The 17,289-nt window shown below is 58.0% G+C and carries 16 protein-coding genes; 11 read left to right on the forward strand and 5 right to left on the reverse strand.

The window, feature by feature from the left end:
* The first annotated feature begins 162 nt into the window (after positions 1-162).
* From tal to HA46_RS01470, 3 genes are all read left to right on the forward strand, one after another.
* Entirely contained in the window at positions 163-1,116 is a 954-nt protein-coding gene (gene tal, locus HA46_RS01460) for a transaldolase (protein ID WP_033749420.1), read from the forward strand.
* Positions 1,117-1,231: 115 nt separating this feature from the next.
* A complete protein-coding gene (gene mog, locus HA46_RS01465) occupies positions 1,232-1,819 on the forward strand; it encodes a molybdopterin adenylyltransferase (RefSeq protein ID WP_033749422.1) in 588 nt (195 codons plus the stop codon).
* A 110-nt stretch (positions 1,820-1,929) separates the two neighbouring features.
* A complete protein-coding gene (locus tag HA46_RS01470; protein WP_084881966.1) occupies positions 1,930-3,231 on the forward strand; it encodes an MFS transporter in 1,302 nt (433 codons plus the stop codon).
* Positions 3,232-3,250: 19 nt separating this feature from the next.
* Here the strand turns inward: HA46_RS01470 and HA46_RS01475 are convergent, their stop codons facing one another.
* The 4 genes from HA46_RS01475 to HA46_RS20660 all read right to left on the reverse strand — a co-directional run bounded on the left by HA46_RS01475 (position 3,251) and on the right by HA46_RS20660 (position 6,177).
* Positions 3,251-4,549 carry a cytosine permease gene (locus HA46_RS01475; RefSeq protein WP_084881967.1) on the reverse strand — a complete coding sequence of 433 codons (1,299 nt, stop codon included), beginning with the start codon at positions 4,547-4,549 and terminating at the stop codon, positions 3,251-3,253.
* A gap of 20 nt (positions 4,550-4,569) precedes the next feature.
* Positions 4,570-5,259 carry a helix-turn-helix transcriptional regulator gene (locus HA46_RS01480; protein WP_033793443.1) on the reverse strand — a complete coding sequence of 230 codons (690 nt, stop codon included), beginning with the start codon at positions 5,257-5,259 and terminating at the stop codon, positions 4,570-4,572.
* 24 nt (positions 5,260-5,283) lie between these two features.
* Positions 5,284-5,694, reverse strand: a complete 411-nt coding sequence (locus HA46_RS01485) for a GNAT family N-acetyltransferase (RefSeq protein WP_084881968.1) — start codon at positions 5,692-5,694, stop codon at positions 5,284-5,286.
* 147 nt (positions 5,695-5,841) lie between these two features.
* On the reverse strand, positions 5,842-6,177 hold the full coding sequence (locus HA46_RS20660) for a hypothetical protein (RefSeq protein ID WP_143807565.1): 336 nt from the start codon (positions 6,175-6,177) through the stop codon (positions 5,842-5,844).
* A gap of 64 nt (positions 6,178-6,241) precedes the next feature.
* Here HA46_RS20660 and dnaK point away from each other — a divergent pair, with 64 nt between their 5' ends.
* The 3 genes from dnaK to nhaA all read left to right on the forward strand — a co-directional run bounded on the left by dnaK (position 6,242) and on the right by nhaA (position 10,745).
* Entirely contained in the window at positions 6,242-8,152 is a 1,911-nt protein-coding gene (gene dnaK, locus HA46_RS01490; protein WP_033793446.1) for a molecular chaperone DnaK, read from the forward strand.
* Between the two features lie 100 nt (positions 8,153-8,252).
* Entirely contained in the window at positions 8,253-9,395 is a 1,143-nt protein-coding gene (dnaJ, locus tag HA46_RS01495; RefSeq protein ID WP_084881969.1) for a molecular chaperone DnaJ, read from the forward strand.
* A 174-nt stretch (positions 9,396-9,569) separates the two neighbouring features.
* The gene (gene nhaA, locus HA46_RS01500; protein ID WP_084881970.1) at positions 9,570-10,745 is read left to right on the forward strand and encodes a Na+/H+ antiporter NhaA; all 1,176 of its coding nucleotides are present in this window, start codon (positions 9,570-9,572) and stop codon (positions 10,743-10,745) included.
* A 115-nt stretch (positions 10,746-10,860) separates the two neighbouring features.
* On the opposite strand, the gene rpsT is transcribed toward nhaA, so the two are convergent.
* A complete protein-coding gene (gene rpsT / locus HA46_RS01505) occupies positions 10,861-11,124 on the reverse strand; it encodes a 30S ribosomal protein S20 (RefSeq protein WP_033749434.1) in 264 nt (87 codons plus the stop codon).
* A 317-nt stretch (positions 11,125-11,441) separates the two neighbouring features.
* Here rpsT and ribF point away from each other — a divergent pair, with 317 nt between their 5' ends.
* Genes ribF through ispH form a run of 5 tightly spaced genes read left to right on the forward strand, consistent with a single transcriptional unit; the run spans position 11,442 to position 17,124 of the window.
* Positions 11,442-12,365: a bifunctional riboflavin kinase/FAD synthetase gene (gene ribF / locus HA46_RS01515; RefSeq protein WP_033749435.1), complete on the forward strand. Its 924-nt coding sequence runs from the start codon at positions 11,442-11,444 to the stop codon at positions 12,363-12,365.
* 28 nt (positions 12,366-12,393) lie between these two features.
* Entirely contained in the window at positions 12,394-15,213 is a 2,820-nt protein-coding gene (gene ileS, locus HA46_RS01520; RefSeq protein WP_084882022.1) for an isoleucine--tRNA ligase, read from the forward strand.
* On the forward strand, positions 15,213-15,716 hold the full coding sequence (gene lspA, locus HA46_RS01525) for a signal peptidase II (RefSeq protein ID WP_033793450.1): 504 nt from the start codon (positions 15,213-15,215) through the stop codon (positions 15,714-15,716). The genes ileS and lspA overlap by 1 nt, the downstream gene beginning before the upstream one ends.
* A 3-nt stretch (positions 15,717-15,719) precedes the next feature.
* Positions 15,720-16,190, forward strand: coding sequence for an FKBP-type peptidyl-prolyl cis-trans isomerase (gene fkpB / locus HA46_RS01530; protein ID WP_033749437.1), 471 nt, complete (start codon positions 15,720-15,722; stop codon positions 16,188-16,190).
* Positions 16,171-17,124, forward strand: a complete 954-nt coding sequence (ispH, locus tag HA46_RS01535) for a 4-hydroxy-3-methylbut-2-enyl diphosphate reductase (RefSeq protein ID WP_033793451.1) — start codon at positions 16,171-16,173, stop codon at positions 17,122-17,124. The genes fkpB and ispH overlap by 20 nt, the downstream gene beginning before the upstream one ends.
* Positions 17,125-17,289 lie beyond the last annotated feature (165 nt).

Here is a 17,289-nt window from a genome sequence, read left to right on the forward strand (position 1 = left end):
TGTCAGGCCGCCGAGTGTAACAAAAAAGCCGCAGCGACAGGCAAATCGCAGCCATTCGTTCGCGCTATCGTAAACGGCATTTGGCGACCTTGCGCCTCGGTTGCTGCATGATATTATCGCAACAGCCTTTTTCACCCTGACATTACATAAGAGACAACCGACATGACGGACAAACTGACCTCCTTGCGTCAACTCACCACCGTTGTCGCCGACACCGGCGATATCGCAGCCATGAAGCTCTATCAGCCGCAAGACGCCACCACCAACCCTTCTCTGATCCTGAACGCCGCGCAGATCCCTGAATACCGCAAGCTGATCGACGAAGCGATTAGCTGGGCGCGCGAGCAGAACGGCAGCAAAGATGAGCTGATCTCGCTGGTGTCGGACAAACTGGCCGTCAACATTGGTCTGGAAATCCTCAAGCTGATTCCGGGACGCATCTCGACCGAAGTCGACGCGCGTCTCTCCTATGACACCGAAGGCAGCATCGCCAAAGCGCGCAGCCTGATCAAACTCTACAACGACGCGGGCATCAGCAACGACCGTATCCTGATCAAGCTGGCGTCGACCTGGCAGGGCATCCGCGCGGCGGAGCAGCTGGAAAAAGAGGGCATCAACTGTAACCTGACGCTGCTCTTCTCCTTCGCACAGGCGCGCGCCTGCGCTGAAGCGGGCGTGTTCCTGATTTCGCCGTTCGTGGGCCGTATCCTCGACTGGTACAAAAACAACACCGACAAGAAAGAGTACGCGCCGCACGAAGATCCGGGCGTGGTGTCGGTTTCTGAAATCTACAGCTACTACAAGCAGCACGGTTATGAAACCGTGGTGATGGGCGCGAGCTTCCGTAATGTCGGCGAGATCCTGGAACTGGCGGGCTGCGATCGTTTGACCATCTCTCCAGCGCTGCTGAAAGAGCTGGCGGAGAGCGAAGGCACGGTTGAGCGTAAGCTGAGCTACAGCGGTGACGTTAAAGCGCGTCCGGCGAAGATGACCGAATCTGAGTTCCTGTGGCAGCACAACCAGGATCCGATGGCGGTCGCGAAACTGGCGGAAGGTATCCGCAACTTCGCCGTCGACCAGGGCAAGCTTGAGAAAATGATCGCCGATCTGCTGTAATCCCTTGCCGTGGCGGCCTGACCGCCACGGTTTTCTCTTTGCCTCACTTTCTATTATCCTTCCTGCTATTCCTCCTTTGTCTTACCGCTTTGCGGTCAACCCGGGTAATAACATCATGGATACTTTACGCATTGGCCTGATCTCCGTTTCCGATCGCGCCGCGAACGGCATTTATCAGGATCAGGGCATCCCGGCGCTGGAAGCCTGGCTAAGCAGCGCGCTGGCGACCCCTTTTACTACTGAAACCCGGCTGGTGCCGGATGAGCAGCCGTTGATAGAACAGGCGATCTGCGAGCTGGTGGACGAGCGTTTCTGCCATCTGGTGCTGACCACCGGCGGCACCGGTCCGGCGCGCCGCGACGTGACGCCCGACGCTACGCTGGCGGTGGCCGATCGCGAGATGCCCGGCTTCGGCGAACAGATGCGTCAGATTAGCCTGCAGTTTGTGCCTACTGCTATTCTGTCGCGCCAGGTCGGGGTGATCCGCAAACAGTCGCTGGTGCTGAACCTGCCGGGACAGCCGAAGTCGATTAAAGAGACGCTGGAAGGCGTGAAAGAGGCGGACGGCAAGGTGAAAGTGCCGGGAATTTTCGCTGCTGTACCCTATTGTTTACAGTTGCTGGAAGGGCCCTACGTCGAGACGCATCGCGACGTGGTAGCAGCTTTTCGTCCTAAAAGCGCCATAAAGCAGATAAATAACTAAAGATTTATCATTTCAGGCATAGCCTCTGGCAGCGCTGGTGTAGTGAAAGATGGACGGTATAGTAAGCGTAAATTTACAAATCCACCTTTATCTCTGGAACTTTTACGCTTATGGATTCACATGCTGCCCATCGCCTGAAAAGGCAGGATTACAAAACGCTGTCGCTGGCCGCGCTCGGCGGCGCGCTGGAGTTCTACGACTTTATCATTTTCGTCTTTTTCGCCGCGGTTATCGGCGAGCTCTTCTTCCCGCCTGATATCCCTGACTGGCTGCGCCAGCTGCAAACTTTTGCGATTTTCGCCGCCGGCTATCTGGCGCGCCCGCTCGGCGGCCTGATCATGGCGCATTTCGGCGACAAGGTGGGTCGCAAAAAAATGTTCAGCCTGAGCATCCTGCTGATGGCGCTGCCGACGCTGGCGATGGGCGTGCTGCCCACCTACGATACGGCGGGCATCGTCGCGCCGCTGCTGATGCTGCTGCTACGCCTGTTACAGGGCGCGGCGATTGGCGGCGAAGTGCCGGGGGCCTGGGTGTTTGTGGCGGAGCATGTGCCTGAAAAGCGCATCGGTTTCGCCTGCGGCACCCTGACCGCCGGGCTCACGGCAGGGATCCTGCTGGGATCGCTAGTCGCAACCGCCATCAACAGCAGCATGACGCCGCAGACGGTCGCCAGCATCGGCTGGCGCATTCCCTTCTTCCTTGGCGGGGTATTCGGGCTGCTGGCGATGTATCTACGCCGCTGGCTACATGAGACGCCGGTTTTTCAGCAGATGCAGCAGCGCAAAGCGCTGGCCGATACGCTGCCGTTAAAAACCGTGCTGACCCAACACAAAAGCGGCGTGCTGCTCTCTATGCTGCTGACCTGGCTGCTCTCCGCCTGTATCGTGATAGTGATTTTAATGGCGCCTGCGCTGATGCAAAAGCAACACGCTATTAGCGCCGCATTGAGTTTGCAGGCTAACTGTCTGGCGACGGTGATGCTGCTGGCAGGCTGCGTTATCGCTGGCTGGCTGGTGGACTGGATCGGGGCGGCGAAAACCCTGATGGGCGGATCGCTGCTGCTGGCCGTTTGCAGCTGGCACTTTTTCGCCAGCCAGACGCCGGACGCTGACGGACTCTTCTTTAATTACGGGCTGGCGGGGCTAAGCGTCGGCGTAGTCGGCGTAGTGCCCTCTTTGATGGTGCGCGCCTTTCCGGCGGCGGTGCGCTTTACCGGCATCTCTTTCTCCTACAATGTCGCCTACGCCATTTTCGGCGGGCTAACGCCCATCTTCGTGACGCTGATCCTGCGCCTGACGCCGCTGGCGCCTGCCTGGTACGTGCTGGCGCTGGCGCTGGTCGGATTGCTGATCGGGGTGTGGCTTTATAGTGTCGAACGGCAGGGTGCGCTGGCGAGTGACACGCGCCTGTAGCCAGGCGCGTCAGGAGGGATTAGTCGACCGCAGCCGCTTTCGGCGTAGCCGCAGCGCGCTTCATCAGCGGCGCGGTAAGCAGGTAAACAAGGCAGGCGACGATAATCGAGTTAAAAACCGGCACCCCTTGCTCAACCAGCAGTCCGGTGGCGCTGCCTGCCACGCTGGCGATCAGCGCAGGCCAGCCGATAAGCCGAGACGTCGCCGGCAGCGTGTTGCTGCCGCGGCTTTGCGCCAGCGTCTGGCGATCGGTCTTCAGCAGATAGTAATCCACAATCATCACGCCCAGCACCGGCGGGAAGATCACGCCCAGCAACTCCAGAAAATCGACGAAGCGATCCAGAATGCCCAGCACCGAGCAGAGCGTGCCGAGAAAACCCAGCAGCAGGGTGATGACGCTGTAGCGCGGCTTAAAGCCGGTCAGCCCTTCCGTGGCGTTGGCGATGCCTAGCGCGGAGGAGTATAGGTTGAGGTCGTTGATGCGTAGGGTCGAAAAAACCACCGCGAACAGCCCCAGCGTGCTGGTCGTCTGGGTAATGATGGCGATGATGTCAGACGTATGCAGCTCTTTCGCAATCAAAATGGCCAGTCCGTTAACGCCATACTCGCCTGCCAGAATGGTCAGCATCGTAATGGCGAAAACGTCTTTGCCGCTGCGTGAGAAGCGCGTCAGATCCGGCGTCATCAGGCTGGCGAGAATGGCGCCGCCGATCACCATGGTAATGGCGGCGCTCACGGTAATGGCCTCTGTGGTCGCAACCGGCGGAATAGTGCTGCCCGTCTGCCCGTGAAACGCGTGCCAGAAGATCCAGCCGACCAGCGCGATAAACAGCGGAACCGCCACGCGCGCGGTAAAGCGCAGCGCCTTAAAGCCAAAAGCCACCAGCAACGTCAGCACCGCGCCCGATAAGGAGGCGGACTGCGCGAAGCTCAGCTTGCCGTCCAAAGCGTAGCTCAGCGACCGGGCGAAAACTGCATTCTGAATGCCAAACCAGCCCAGCAGGCTGACGGCGACCAGCAGGCCGATCAGAACCGAACCGTGGCGGCCGAAGCCGCACCAGCGCGCCAGCAGGCTGCCCGACAGACCTTCGCGCATCCCGGCGTAGCCGAGCGCGAAAGTCAGCAAGCCAAACAGCAGGCTCGCCAGGGTAATGGCGGTAAAGGCTTCGCCGAGCGTCATGCTGTTGCCGAGCACGGCGCCGAGCATAAACTGATCGAGCGCGGTCAGCATGCCCATATGCACGATAGCGACGCTAAGCAGCGAGAGCCTTTCGCCCGCAGGCACCCGGCTCAACGGGTAGTCATCAAATTTACTCACAACAGGTATTCCTTGCCGGTTTAAATAAAAGAGACGCCTTTGCTGAGCAGCTTCTCTGGCAGATAGTTCTCCAGCGACTCAGCACGGCAGTACTGCTCGAACTGCTGCAGCGAATGCACGCCCGCTTTTTGATAGAGGGAGGCGATGCGATTGCCGATGGTTTTCACGCTAAGGTTGTAAATCCGCGCGATCTCTTTGGCGCTGAATCGCCTGAGCAGCAGAAAAATCACGTCCAGTTCGGCGGGCGTAAACAGAGGGTGTTCAAGCTGAGTGTTCAGCACTGAGCTCTTTTGCGGATGAATAAAAGTCAGCGCGGTAATATTTTCTACCGGACGCGCGTTCCAGATACAGCCCAGGAAAACGTTACGGCTATCAAAGACCGGATATTTTTCGCTGATAAAAGGGGTGAGATAGTTTTTCCCATACCAGTAATGCGTTTCTATAACGGCAACGCACGCTTTCAGCGTCCTGGTTTTTTCGTCGTGCTCGCAAAACTCATCGGCGCAATCGCTCCAGAACGTGGGAAACTCATTATCTTTTTTACCCTCTAAAGAATAGTTTTTAGGCGTAGCGGTATATAAGCGCGCCGCGCTATTCATATAGAGATGTTGTGATGCCGCGTCTTTAAAACCCCATGGCGTAGGTAATAGATCCATGGTGGTAGCAAAGGCGGCAAGAAAATCGTCGATACTGCGATATGGGCTGCCCATAGCGCCTCGCTGATTAGATGCGGATTATAATCTTTTTGCCAGATAATAACGGGCAAAGCGCTGCGCGTAGCCATCCTGTTCGCCGTAGACGCGATAACCAAGCTTCTCGTAGAAGCCGCGCGCCTGAAAGCTTAAGGTATCCACCACCGCCATATGGCAGCCGCGACGGCGCGCTTCCTCTTCGGCTTTCTGCATCAGCGCGCGTCCGGTGCCGTGCTTGCGATGCGCCTCGTCAATCCATAAATAGTGAATATCCAGCGTGCCGAACCAGGTGTGCGCCAGCAGCCCGCCCTGAATATGCTGTTCATCGTCATACAATATAACGTTGAGCGGTTGCATATTAACGTCAGCGAAGCGGCTATTGTGCTGCCAGAGCTGTTGAATAATATATTCTTCAGTCTGACGATCCTCAATATGGCCTATCTTTATTTCCATATAATAATGTCCATAGGATAAAAACTTGAAAAGAGCTGAGGGGATGTAAAATTCTCGGAATTTCCATTATTACCATGAGCTTCGGTCGGACGCAAGAGATAATATACCCCCTGTGATTTAAGCCCCTTAATATTATGATAGGGCCAGTTATTTGATGACTATGGCAACGCGATTCTTCGCCGACATCAGGGAAAAGTGAAAACAAGTTAGTTTTGCAATAATAACGATAATATATTTCTTCGGCTTCTTCGCTGGGCCGAACGCTTCACACCGCACTGAATCAACATGCCGTTCAACAGGCCGCGCTTTGCGCGGCTTTTTTCTTTGCGCAGCCAAAAGCGCGAAGCGCGAACGGCGCAGCCAGGCCAGTGGCGAAAAAAAATTTTCTTTTAACCCTTGATGCGCTTCGAAGCGGCCCCATTTAGTTGTCATCGAGCGTTGTGAGCCCGGGAAAAAAAGCGAGTAATGGCGGTTGAAAGCCAACAAAGCGCCCGCATTAAGGGTTCACAACCCAAATTGACAAAGAATTTAAGTGGGAGACGTTTAGATGGGTAAGATTATTGGTATTGACCTGGGTACAACCAACTCTTGTGTTGCGATCATGGACGGCGGTAAAGCGCGCGTGCTGGAGAATGCCGAAGGCGATCGCACCACGCCCTCAATTATTGCTTATACGCAGGATGGCGAAACTCTGGTGGGCCAGCCGGCTAAACGTCAGGCGGTGACCAACCCGCAGAATACGCTGTTCGCTATCAAGCGTCTGATCGGCCGTCGCTTCCAGGACGAAGAAGTGCAGCGTGATATTAAAATCATGCCGTACAAAATCACCTCTTCCGACAACGGCGACGCCTGGCTGGAAGTAAAAGGTCAGAAAATGGCGCCGCCGCAGATCTCTGCGGAAGTGCTGAAAAAAATGAAAAAGACCGCTGAAGACTACCTCGGCGAACCGGTGACCGAAGCCGTTATCACCGTTCCGGCCTACTTTAACGATGCGCAGCGTCAGGCGACCAAAGACGCCGGCCGTATCGCAGGTCTGGAAGTAAAACGCATTATCAACGAACCGACTGCCGCCGCGCTGGCGTACGGTCTGGATAAAGGCCAGGGCAACCGCACCATCGCGGTTTACGACCTGGGCGGCGGTACCTTCGATATCTCTATTATCGAAATCGACGAAGTCGACGGTGAAAAAACCTTTGAAGTTCTGGCTACCAACGGTGACACCCACCTGGGCGGCGAAGACTTCGACAGCCGTCTGATCAACTATCTGGTTGCCGAATTCAAGAAAGATCAGGGCATCGATCTGCACAACGATCCGCTGGCGATGCAGCGTCTGAAAGAAGCGGCAGAGAAAGCGAAAATCGAGCTCTCTTCCGCGCAGCAGACCGACGTTAACCTGCCGTACATCACGGCGGACGCAACCGGTCCGAAACACCTGAACATCAAAGTGACCCGCGCGAAGCTGGAGTCGCTGGTAGAAGATCTGGTCAGCCGCTCTATCGAGCCGCTGAAAGTCGCGCTGCAGGATGCGGGACTCTCTGTCTCTGACATCAATGACGTGATCCTGGTCGGTGGTCAGACGCGTATGCCGATGGTGCAGTCCAAAGTGGCTGAGTTCTTCGGTAAAGAGCCGCGTAAAGACGTTAACCCGGACGAAGCGGTCGCCGTCGGCGCTGCGGTACAGGGCGGCGTGCTGGCAGGGGACGTAAAAGACGTGCTGCTGCTGGACGTGACTCCGCTGTCGCTGGGTATCGAAACTATGGGTGGCGTGATGACCTCGCTGATCAGCAAGAACACCACGATCCCGACCAAGCACAGCCAGGTGTTCTCAACCGCTGAAGACAACCAGTCTGCCGTGACCATTCACGTGCTGCAGGGCGAGCGTAAGCGTTCAAGCGATAACAAATCGCTGGGTCAGTTCAATCTGGACGGCATTCAGCCGGCACCGCGCGGCATGCCGCAGATTGAAGTCACCTTCGATATCGATGCGGACGGCATCCTGCACGTTTCAGCGAAGGACAAGAACAGCGGCAAAGAGCAGAAGATCACCATCAAAGCCTCTTCCGGTCTGAACGAGGACGAAATCGAAAAAATGGTTCGCGATGCAGAAGCGAACGCTGAATCGGATCGTAAGTTCGAAGAGCTGGTGCAGACGCGCAACCAGGGCGACCAGATTGCGCACAGCACCCGTAAGCAGCTGGAAGAAGCGGGCGATAAGCTCTCCGCCGACGACAAAGCGCCAATCGAGTCCGCGCTGAGCGAGCTGGAAACCGCGCTGAAAGGCGAAGACAAAGAGGCGATCGACGCTAAAATGCAGGCGCTGATGCAGGTCTCCAGCAAACTGATGGAGGCGGCGCAGCAGCAGCAGGCAGGCGGCGCGGATGCAGCCGACGCTTCTGCGAAGAAAGACGACGACGTGGTCGACGCTGAATTCGAAGAAGTGAAAGACAACAAAAAATAATTGCCCCTGACCGGGCGCGACGGTTGGCCTGACAGCCGTTGAAACCAGCACGGGCGTAGGAGATCTCTCCACGCCCGTGCGAGCATGTTAAGGGCTAAAAATGGCGAAGAGTGACTACTACGAGATTTTAGGCGTCTCCAAATCCGCAGACGAACGTGAAATTAAAAAGGCGTATAAACGCCTGGCGATGAAGTTTCACCCCGACCGTAATCCGGGTGACAAAGAAGCGGAAGCCAAATTCAAAGAGGCTAAGGAAGCCTACGAAATCCTGACCGACGCGCAGAAGCGTGCGGCATACGATCAGTACGGTCATGCGGCCTTTGAACAGGGCGGCATGGGCGGCGGTGGATTCGGCGGCGGCTTTGGCGGCGGCGGCGCGGACTTCAGCGATATCTTTGGCGACGTCTTCGGCGACATTTTTGGCGGCGGTCGTCGTCAACGCGCAGCGCGCGGCGCCGATTTACGCTACAACATGGAGCTGACGCTGGAAGAAGCGGTGCGCGGCGTGACCAAAGAGATCCGCATCCCGACGCTGCAGGAGTGCGACGTCTGCCACGGCAGCGGCGCGAAGGCGGGCTCTCAGCCGCAAACCTGTCCGACCTGCCACGGCGCAGGCCAGGTGCAGATGCGTCAGGGCTTCTTTACCGTGCAGCAGGCCTGTCCGACCTGTCACGGTCGCGGCTCGGTGATTAAAGATCCGTGCATCGCCTGTCATGGTCACGGACGCGTTGAGAAATCGAAAACCCTGTCGGTGAAAATTCCCGCAGGCGTCGATACCGGCGACCGCATTCGTCTTAGCGGCGAAGGCGAAGCTGGCGAGCAGGGCGCGCCGGCTGGCGATCTCTACGTTCAGGTATCGGTGAAAAAGCACCCGATCTTCGAGCGCGAAGATAACAACCTCTACTGCGAAGTGCCGATCAACTTTGCTATGGCGGCGCTGGGCGGCGAGATCGAAGTGCCGACGCTGGATGGACGCGTGAAGCTGAAAGTTCCGGCGGAAACCCAGACCGGCAAGCTGTTCCGCATGCGCGGCAAAGGCGTGAAATCGGTGCGCGGCGGCGCGGTCGGCGATCTGCTGTGCCGCGTTGTGGTGGAAACCCCGGTCAGTCTGAACGAGAAGCAGAAAAAGCTGCTGCGCGATCTGGAGGAGAGCTTCGGCGGTCCGACCGGCGAGAATAACAGCCCGCGTTCGAAAAGCTTTTTCGACGGCGTGAAGAAGTTCTTTGACGATTTAACTCGCTAATCCGTATCCGGTAAGCATAAAGCCAGCGCTCAGTCGCTGGCTTTTTTTTATGCTTTTTTCACCACATAGAGCTTAAAGTTCCGTAAATATGCCTTTTAAAACCGAACAACGGTTTGCTAACCGTTATAATAGCCGCTGCTCTGGAATAGCACCGGTAATGACTCGGGAGATAGTGTGAATATTAAACTTAAAAAATGGCTACAGAATGACGCCACCAGCGGCATCGTGCTTATTCTGGCGGCTGCGCTGGCGATGTTCCTGGCGAATAACGGCGGGACGCAGCAGGCCTATCAACATCTGCTGGCTATCCCGGTCGAGTTTCGCTTCGGCTCGCTTGATATCAGCAAGAACCTGCTGCTGTGGATCAACGACGCGCTGATGGCGCTCTTCTTTTTGCTGGTGGGTTTAGAGGTCAAGCGCGAGATGGTGATGGGCGCGCTGGCGAAGCGCGAGCAGGCGGTTTTCCCGCTGATTGCCGCGCTGGGCGGCATGCTGATGCCGGGGCTGCTGTTTCTGGCCTTTAACGGTGCCGATGCGGCTACGCGCAGCGGCTGGGCCATTCCTACCGCCACCGATATCGCCTTCGCGCTGGGCATCCTCGCGCTGCTGGGCAGCCGCGTGCCGCCAGCGCTGAAAATCTTCCTGATGGCGCTGGCGATTATCGACGACCTCGGCGCGATTGTGATTATCGCGCTCTTCTATACCAGCGACCTCTCGATGACGGCGCTGGGCGTCGCCGCAATGGCAATTGTAGCGCTGGCGGCGATGAACCTGCTGAATGTGCGTAACACCGGGCTCTATCTGCTGGTCGGCATGGTGCTCTGGACCGCGGTGCTGAAATCGGGCGTGCACGCGACGCTGGCGGGCGTGGTGGTGGGCTTCCTGATCCCGCTGAAAAAGCAGGAGGGGCATTCTCCGGCGATTCATCTTGAGCATGCGCTGCATCCCTGGATACGCTGGCTAGTCCTGCCGCTGTTCGCCTTCGCCAACGCGGGCGTATCGCTGGACGGCATTCACGCAGGGGATATCTTCTCGCTGCTGCCGCTGGGAATAGTGGCGGGGCTGCTGTTTGGCAAGCCGCTCGGCATTACGCTTTTCTGCTGGCTGGCGGTGAAGTTCAGGCTGGCGTCGCTGCCGCAAAATACTCGCCTGGCGGATATCGCCGCGGTCGGGGTGCTGTGCGGCATCGGCTTTACCATGTCGATTTTCATCGCCTCGCTGGCTTACGGCGAGAGTAATCCGCAGCTGATCACGCTGGCGAAACTGGGCATACTGCTGGGGTCGATTCTGTCTGCGGTGGCGGGCTACGTAATTCTGGGACGGCGTCTGAGGCACCGGACGGAGACCTGACTGTAGCGTTCCCGGCAAGCATCGAGGTCAGATGCTTGCCGGAAGCGAACGTTTAATCAAGGCGAAAAAAAACCGGCTTAGCGCCGGTTCTTTTTACAAAGCGATGAACAAAGGCTTACGCCATTTTGTTGATCTGAGCAGTCAGGTTAGCTTTATGACGTGCAGCTTTGTTTTTGTGGATCAGACCTTTAGCAGCCTGACGGTCCACGATCGGTTGCATTTCGTTAAATGCGTTCTGCGCAGCAGCTTTGTCGCCAGCTGCGATCGCCGCGTATACTTTCTTAACGAAAGTACGCATCATAGAACGACGGCTCGCGTTATGCTTGCGACGTTTTTCAGATGTTACGGCGCGTTTCTTAGCTGATTTGATATTAGCCAAGGTCCAACTCCCAAATGTGTTCTATATGGACAAATCAAAGGCCGAGGACTATGCCTTTTGAGCCTTCTTTTGTCAATGGATTTGTGCAAATAAGCGTCGTTTTACAAACCACGCCCGGTTACGTAATTGATGGCGCAAGATTCTACCAGCTTCCCCTCGTTGAATACAGCCTTTCCCAACAAAATTCTCGGATAAACGGGCGGCATGCGGTGGGCCCCGATAAATGGCGCCTTCTGCGCAGGAAAGGTGTGGCTACGGGTTAACCTTAGCCGGTTTCAAGGGTATAATCCGCCGATTTCCACCGGTTTGAGTCAGCCATGAAGTTTATCCGCGGTATTCATAATCTAAACGAGCAGCATCGCGGCTGCGTCCTGACCATTGGTAACTTCGACGGCGTGCATCGCGGCCATCAGGCGCTGATGGCGCGCCTGTGTGAAGAGGGACGAAAACGCCAGCTTCCGGTGATGGTGATGCTGTTCGAGCCGCAGCCGCTTGAGCTGTTTGCCGGAGACAAAGCGCCTGCGCGCCTGACGCGCCTGCGGGAGAAGCTGAAGTTCCTGGCGGAGGCGGGCGTCGATCGCGTGCTCTGCGTGCGCTTTGACCGCCGCTTCGCCGCGCAGTCGGCGCAGTGTTTCATCACCGATCTGCTGGTGGATAAGCTAGGCGTCAAGTACCTGGCGGTGGGGGATGATTTCCGCTTTGGCGCTGGTCGTCAGGGCGATTTCCTGTTATTACAGAAGGCGGGTGCCGAGTACGGCTTTGACGTCGTCAGCACCGAAACCTTCTGCGACGGCGGCAAGCGCATCAGCAGCACCGCCGTGCGTCAGGCGCTGGCCGATGACGACTTAGCGCTGGCGCAAACGCTGCTGGGCCATCCTTTCAGTATCTCTGGCCGCGTCGTGCACGGCGATGCACTGGGACGCACCATCGGTTTTCCTACCGCGAATCTCCCTTTACGCCGCATCGTCTCGCCGGTGAAAGGCGTGTATGCGGTGGAAGTGCTCGGCCTGGGCGCGCCCGTTCCCGGCGTCGCCAATATCGGCACGCGACCGACGGTAAAAGGATTGCGCCAGCAGCTTGAAGTTCACCTGCTTGACATCAATATCAATCTGTATGGAAAGCACATTGATGTGGTGCTGAAGCATAAGATACGTAACGAGCAGCGCTTTGCCTCACTGGAGGCGTTGAAAGAACAAATTGCGAAAGATGTGGTAACCGCCCGGCGCTTCTTTGGGCTTTAACCCCGCAAAATACGGAAACGAGAATCTGATGAGTGACTATAAATCTACCCTGAATTTGCCCGAAACGGGGTTCCCGATGCGTGGCGATCTTGCCAAACGCGAGCCGGGAATGCTGCAGCGCTGGTATGATGACAACCTGTACGGCATCATCCGCGAAGCCAAAAAAGGGAAAAAAACCTTTATCCTGCATGACGGCCCTCCCTATGCCAACGGCAGCATCCATATTGGTCACTCAGTTAACAAGATTCTGAAAGACATTATCGTTAAGTCGAAAGGCATGGCGGGCTTCGATTCGCCTTATGTGCCGGGCTGGGACTGTCACGGTCTGCCGATCGAGCATAAGGTCGAGCAGATGATCGGCAAGCCGGGCGAGAAGGTCACGCCGGCGGAATTCCGCGAGGCGTGCCGCAAATACGCCGCCGAGCAGGTGGAAGGGCAGAAGGCGGACTTTATTCGTCTCGGCGTGCTGGGCGACTGGGATCGTCCCTACCTGACGATGAACTTCCAGACCGAAGCCAATATCATCCGCGCGCTGGGTAAAATCATCGGCAACGGTCATCTGCACAAAGGCGCGAAGCCGGTGCACTGGTGTCTGGACTGCCGCTCGGCGCTGGCGGAAGCGGAAGTCGAATACTATGACAAAACTTCGCCGTCTATCGACGTCATGTTCAACGCGGTAGACCGCGATGCGGTGCGCGCGCAGTTCGGCGACGCGCCGGTCAACGGCCCGATTTCGCTGGTGATCTGGACCACAACGCCATGGACCATGCCGGCCAACCGCGCTATCTCGCTGCATCCGGAATTCGATTATCAGCTGGTGCAGATCGACGGTCGCGCCCTGATCCTCGCTAAAGAGCTGGCTGAGAGCGTGCTGAAGCGCGCTGGCGTCGCCGAGTGGACCGTGCTGGGCGAATGCAAAGGCGCGGCGCTGGAGCGTCTGACCTTCCAGCATCCTTTCCTGGTGAACATTCAGTCGCCGGTGGTGCTGGGTGAGCACGTTACGCTCGAAGCCGGTACCGGTGCCGTGCACACCGCGCCGGGCCACGGCCCGGACGACTATGTCATCGGCCAGAAATATGGCATCGAAGTGGCGAACCCGGTGGGACCGGACGGCACCTACCTGCCAGGCACCTATCCGACCCTCGACGGCCTGAACGTCTTCAAAGCCAACGACGTCATCGTCGAGCTGCTGAAAGAGAAGGGCGCGCTGCTGCATGTGGAAAAACTGCTGCACAGCTACCCGCACTGCTGGCGTCACAAAACGCCGATCATCTTCCGCGCCACGCCGCAGTGGTTCATCAGCATGGATCAGAAAGGTCTGCGCGCGCAGTCGCTGAAAGAGATCAAAGGCGTGCAGTGGATCCCGGACTGGGGCCAGGCGCGTATCGAAGCGATGGTGGCCAATCGCCCGGACTGGTGCATCTCTCGCCAGCGCACCTGGGGCGTGCCGATGGCGCTGTTCGTGCATAAAGAGACCGAGCAGCTGCATCCCGATACGCTGGCGCTGATGGAGAAAGTCGCGCAGCGCGTCGAGCAGGACGGCATTCAGGCCTGGTGGGATCTCGATCCGCGCGAGCTGATGGGCGACGACGCCGACAGCTATGTGAAGGTGCCGGATACGCTCGACGTCTGGTTCGACTCCGGCTCCACCAGCTATGCGGTGGTCGACGCGCGTCCGGAGTTCGGCGGCCACTCTGCCGATATGTATCTGGAAGGCTCCGACCAGCATCGCGGCTGGTTTATGTCTTCGCTGATGATCTCTACCGCGATGAAGGGCAAAGCGCCTTATCGCCAGGTGCTGACCCACGGCTTTACCGTGGATGGTCAGGGCCGCAAGATGTCCAAGTCGATCGGCAACACCGTTTCGCCGCAGGACGTAATGAACAAACTTGGCGCGGATATACTGCGTCTGTGGGTCGCCTCCACCGACTACTCCGGCGAGATGGCGGTTTCCGACGAGATCCTCAAACGCTCTGCCGACGCCTATCGTCGTATCCGCAACACCGCGCGCTTCTTGCTGGCGAACCTTAACGGCTTCAACCCGGAAACCGATAGGGTGGCGCCGGAAGAGATGGTGGTGGTGGATCGCTGGGCGGTCGGCCGCGCGCAGGCGGCGCAGGCGGATATCGTCGCGTCGTACGACAACTACGATTTCCATGAGGTTATCCAGCGCCTGATGCAGTTCTGCTCGGTGGAGATGGGCTCGTTCTATCTGGATATCATCAAGGATCGCCAGTACACCGCGAAGGGCGACAGCCTGGCGCGTCGCAGCTGCCAGACCGCGCTGTGGCATATCGCCGAGGCGCTGGTGCGCTGGATGGCGCCGATCATGTCCTTTACCGCCGACGAAATCTGGGGCTATCTGCCGGGCAAACGCGCGCAGTACGTCTTTACCGAAGAGTGGTATGACGGCCTGTTCGGCCTGTCGCAGGACGAGGCGCTGAACGACGCCTACTGGGCGGAGCTGCTGAAGGTGCGCGGCGAAGTCAACAAGGCTATCGAACAGGCGCGCAGCGACAAGCGCATCGGCGGCGCGCTGGAAGCGACCGTGACGCTCTATGCCGATGCGGCGCTGGCGGAGAAGCTGCAGGCGCTGGGCGACGAGCTGCGCTTTGTGCTGCTGACCTCAGGCGCGACGGTGGCGGATTACGCGCTGGCGAGCGAAGAGGCGCAGCAGAGCGAGCTGGTAAAAGGTCTGAAAATCGCGCTGCATAAAGCGGAAGGCGAGAAATGCCCGCGCTGCTGGCACTACACTACGGACGTCGGCCAGAACGCGGAGCATCTTGCCGTGTGCGGACGCTGTTACACCAACCTGGCCGGCAACGGCGAAGAGCGTAAATTTGCCTGATGCGTAAACCTATTCTCTCAACCGGCTTACGCTGGGTATGGCTGGTGCTGGCGGTGATCCTGGTCGATTTCGTCAGCAAACAGTGGGTGATGAACAACATGATGCTGCATGAAACGCAGCCGCTGATGCCGTTCCTCAACCTGTTCTACGCGCACAACTACGGCGCGGCGTTCAGCTTCCTGGCGGATAAAGGCGGCTGGCAGCGCTGGTTCTTCGCCGGCATCGCCATCGCTATTGTGGTGGCGCTGCTGGTGATGATGTACCGCAGCCGCGCCAGCCAGAAAATCGTTAATATCGCCTACGCGCTGATTATCGGCGGCGCGGCGGGCAACCTGTTCGATCGTGCTTATCACGGATTCGTCGTCGACTTTATCGACTTCTATATCGGTGACTGGCACTTCGCCACCTTTAATATCGCTGACTGCGGCATCTGTATCGGCGCCGCGTTAGTGGTGCTGGAGGGCTTTCTCAGCCCCTCCGGCAAACAGGCAAAACAAGGGTAAGACATGACAGTCTCTGTAGAGCGCGACAGCGCGGTGCTGCTGCATTTCACGCTGAAGCTTGAGGATGGCTCCGTCGCGGAGTCGACCTCCGCGTCCGGCAAACCGGCGCTGTTCCGCCTGGGCGACGGCAGCCTTTCCGCCGCGCTGGAGCAGGAGCTGCTGGGACTGAAGGCGGGCGACAAGCACGCCTTTACGCTCGAGCCGGAAGCGGCGTTCGGCGCCGTCAGCCCGGATCTGATCCAGTACTTCTCGCGCCGCGACTTTATTAATGCGGGCGAGCCGGAAATCGGCGCCATTATGCTCTTTACCGGCATGGGCGGCAGCGAAATGCCCGGCGTGATCCGCGAAATCTCCGGGGATTCCATCACCGTGGATTTCAACCATCCGCTGGCCGGTCATCAGGTTCACTTCGATATCGACGTGCTGGAAGTCAATCCGGCACTGGAGGCAAACGATGCAAATCCTGCTGGCTAACCCGCGCGGCTTTTGCGCCGGCGTCGATCGCGCCATCAGCATTGTCGAGCGTGCGCTGGAGATGTACGGCGCGCCGATCTATGTGCGTCATGAAGTGGTGCACAACCGCTATGTGGTGAACAGCCTGCGTGAACGCGGCGCGATCTTTATCGAAGAGATCAGCGAAGTGCCGGACAACGCCATTTTGATTTTCTCGGCGCACGGCGTATCGCAGGCGGTACGCGCCGAAGCGAAAGCGCGCAGCCTGACGATGCTGTTCGACGCCACCTGTCCGCTGGTCACCAAGGTGCATATGGAGGTGGCGCGCGCCAGCCGCAAAGGGGTGGAAGCGATCCTGATCGGCCATGCCGGGCATCCGGAAGTCGAAGGCACCATGGGCCAGTACAGCAACCCGAACGGCGGCATGTATCTGGTGGAGTCGCCGGAAGATGTCTTTAAGCTGCAGGTAAAGGATGAGAGCAATCTCTGCTTTATGACGCAGACAACGCTGTCGGTCGACGATACCTCTGACGTGATCGATGCGCTGCGCGCGCGCTTTCCGGCCATTATCGGCCCGCGTAAAGACGATATCTGTTATGCCACCACCAACCGGCAGGAAGCGGTGCGCGTGCTGGCGCGCGATGCGGAAGTGGTGCTGGTGGTCGGCTCGAAGAACTCTTCAAACTCCAATCGTCTGGCGGAGCTGGCGCAGCGCGCCGGCAAGCTGGCGAAACTGATCGACTCCGCGGACGACATCCAGGAAGAGTGGGTCAAAGGCATTTCGTGCATTGGCGTAACCGCTGGCGCATCGGCGCCCGACATCCTTGTGCAGCAGGTGATCCAGCGCCTGCGCGAAATGGGCGGCGAAGCGGCCATCGAGCTGATCGGCCGCGAAGAGAACATTGTTTTTGAAGTGCCGAAAGAGCTGCGCGTCGAAGTGCGCAACGTGCAGTAATACTGCACCCTCAGCTTGCTGAAAGGTCGACGACAGTCGGCCTTTTTTATGGGCGAAAGCGTTGAGTTCCAGCCAGCGGAATTGCTTTTACTGATAATCGGTAAGCGCTACCCTGAAATTCTAATTATCCCGGTTTAGTAGTGGCGCGTCTGTTAACTGACCGTT

It is taken from the genome of Pantoea septica, from assembly GCF_002095575.1.
GTDB classification, from domain to species: Bacteria; Pseudomonadota; Gammaproteobacteria; order Enterobacterales; family Enterobacteriaceae; genus Pantoea; species Pantoea septica.

Coding starts and splice junctions, on each gene's coding strand:
- tal (WP_033749420.1), top strand. CDS start 163: ATGACGGACAAACTGACCTCCTTGCGTCAACTCACCACCGTTGTCGCC.
- mog (WP_033749422.1), top strand. CDS start 1,232: ATGGATACTTTACGCATTGGCCTGATCTCCGTTTCCGATCGCGCCGCG.
- HA46_RS01470 (WP_084881966.1), top strand. CDS start 1,930: ATGGATTCACATGCTGCCCATCGCCTGAAAAGGCAGGATTACAAAACG.
- HA46_RS01480 (WP_033793443.1), bottom strand. CDS start 5,259: ATGGGCAGCCCATATCGCAGTATCGACGATTTTCTTGCCGCCTTTGCT.
- HA46_RS01485 (WP_084881968.1), bottom strand. CDS start 5,694: ATGGAAATAAAGATAGGCCATATTGAGGATCGTCAGACTGAAGAATAT.
- dnaK (WP_033793446.1), top strand. CDS start 6,242: ATGGGTAAGATTATTGGTATTGACCTGGGTACAACCAACTCTTGTGTT.
- dnaJ (WP_084881969.1), top strand. CDS start 8,253: ATGGCGAAGAGTGACTACTACGAGATTTTAGGCGTCTCCAAATCCGCA.
- ribF (WP_033749435.1), top strand. CDS start 11,442: ATGAAGTTTATCCGCGGTATTCATAATCTAAACGAGCAGCATCGCGGC.
- ileS (WP_084882022.1), top strand. CDS start 12,394: ATGAGTGACTATAAATCTACCCTGAATTTGCCCGAAACGGGGTTCCCG.
- lspA (WP_033793450.1), top strand. CDS start 15,213: ATGCGTAAACCTATTCTCTCAACCGGCTTACGCTGGGTATGGCTGGTG.
- fkpB (WP_033749437.1), top strand. CDS start 15,720: ATGACAGTCTCTGTAGAGCGCGACAGCGCGGTGCTGCTGCATTTCACG.
- ispH (WP_033793451.1), top strand. CDS start 16,171: ATGCAAATCCTGCTGGCTAACCCGCGCGGCTTTTGCGCCGGCGTCGAT.